The following is a 2,152-nucleotide window of genomic DNA, read 5'->3' as shown; positions in this document are numbered from 1 at the left end:
GAGTAGGAATTTCAGCTGTTGATATGGAAGGAGCTAGAAAAAACCTGAAAGCTGAGATTGATAATTGGGATTTCGACGGAGTTGTAAAAAATGCCGAAGATATTTGGGAAAAGGAACTCAGTAAGATTGAAATTGAATCATCAAGTAAAGAAATAAAAAGGATCTTTTATACCTCTATGTATCACTCCTGCTTAGCTCCACAGATTTTTATGGATGCCGATGGTAGATACGTTGGAGCTGAAAATAATATTTACCAATCTGATGACTTTACTTATTACACAGCTTTGTCTTTATGGGATACTTTTAGAGCGTGGCATCCGTTGTTTACAATTATCGATCAAAAACGTTCTGTCGATTTTATAAAATCTATGATAAAGCTTTATGAAGGAAGGGGGCGATTGCCACAATGGCCTTTAACAGGTAGTACTTACGATGGAATGTTGGGGTATCATGCAACTTCGGTAATAACAGACGCATATATAAAAGGGATAGATGATTTTGATGTTGAACAGGCTTACGAAGCGATGAAAAATACCATGATGTCAAACGATTATGGTCTGAATTATTATAAAAATCTCGGATATATTCCTTGTGATTTGGAAGGCGAATCGGTATCAAAAACACTTGAATATTCTTATAATGATTGGTGTGTTGCAACACTTGCAGAAAAACTTGGAAAGAAAGACGATTATGAATATTTCAATGCCCGTGCTCAATTTTATAAAAATGTATTCGATTCCGAAACAAAATTGATGAGGGGTAAATATTCCGACCGCACATGGTTTAAGCCTTTTAATCCTTATGTGAATTCGAACTATAGCGAAGGGAATGCTTTTCAATATACTTTTGTTCCACACGATACAAAGGGATTAATTGAACTTAGCGGAGGAGAAAGTAAATTTGATTTGTGGCTTGATGATTTTTTTACTTTGGAAAATCCTGATAATAGCTATGATCATGGAGGAGTTATAGGACAATATGTTCACGGAAACGAACCTGATCATCATATGCCTTATTTGTACAATTATGTTGGTAAACCGTGGAAGAGTCAGCGAATAGTCAGAAAAATTCTTCAGGAGCATTACAGCGATATTCCTGATGGTTTAACAGGTAATGAAGATTGCGGACAAATGAGTGCATGGTACATGTTTAGTGCTATGGGCTTTTATCCTTTCAATCCCGGACAGGAAATGTATGTTATTGGTAGCCCGCTTGTTGATAAAGCAGTAATTAACCTCGAAAATGGAAAGAAATTTAAGGTTATAGCACAAAATCAATCGCCTGAAAACATATATATACAATCGCTTGAATTAAATGGTAAGGTGTATAATAAATCATACCTTAATCATGCTGATATTATGAATGGAGGAGAATTACTTTTTGTGATGGGAAATACACCTAATGAGAGTTGGGCTTCCGCAGAAAGTGGTTATCCGCCAACTGTTAACGGAGAAAGGGTTGTTTCTGTACCATATATAAATTTAGGGGATGAGTTATTTAGAGAAAACACTAAAGTAGAATTGAAATGTGATGATCAGAATGCACAAATATTTTATACAACAGATGGAAGTACTCCAAATATAAATTCGTCTGAATATAAAAAGCCTGTTAATATTAATAAGAGCACCTCAATTAAATTTAGAGCTTATAAAGATGGCTTTAAGCCGAGTATAGTTGTTGTTGGTGATTTTCAAAAAGCTGATTTCAATAGAGTAGCTCAACCAAAAAACATAAAAAAAGGTGTCAAATATAATTATTACGAAGCCGCATATCACAGCGTTGAACAGATAGAAGAATTTAAACCTGTAGAAAGTGGAATATGCCCTAAAGTTTCTATTGATGGTAGAAAAAGAGATGGGTATTTCGCATTTGTTTTTGAAGCTTATTTAAAAGTACCGAAAAAAGGTATTTATACTTTTTACCTCGAATCAAATGATGGTAGCACTCTTATTATTGATGAGAAACAGGTTATAGAGAACGATAGTTACCATATTGCAAAAGAATTATCAGGTAGCTTGGCTCTTTATGAAGGTTATCACAAAATTAAAATAAAATATTTTCAGGCAGGTGGCGGAAAAGCACTTAAGCTTAGTTGGAAAGGTGCTGGAATTGACAAACAGGAAATACCAATGAATGCCCTGTTTTATAACGG

The 2,152-nt window shown here is 34.5% G+C and carries 1 protein-coding gene; it reads left to right on the top strand.

Annotated features, from left to right (window positions below; all coding sequences use genetic code 11):
- Window positions 1–2,152, top strand: a 2,152-nt coding sequence (locus tag ABFR62_14145; protein ID MEN8139558.1) for a GH92 family glycosyl hydrolase, incomplete at both ends; no start/stop codon positions are given.

It is taken from the genome of Bacteroidota bacterium, assembly GCA_039714315.1.
Taxonomy (GTDB): Bacteria; Bacteroidota; Bacteroidia; order Flavobacteriales; family JADGDT01; genus JADGDT01.
The sequence above is the reverse complement of the archived record's forward strand: the minus strand, read 5'-3'. Positions and strand labels throughout refer to the sequence as shown.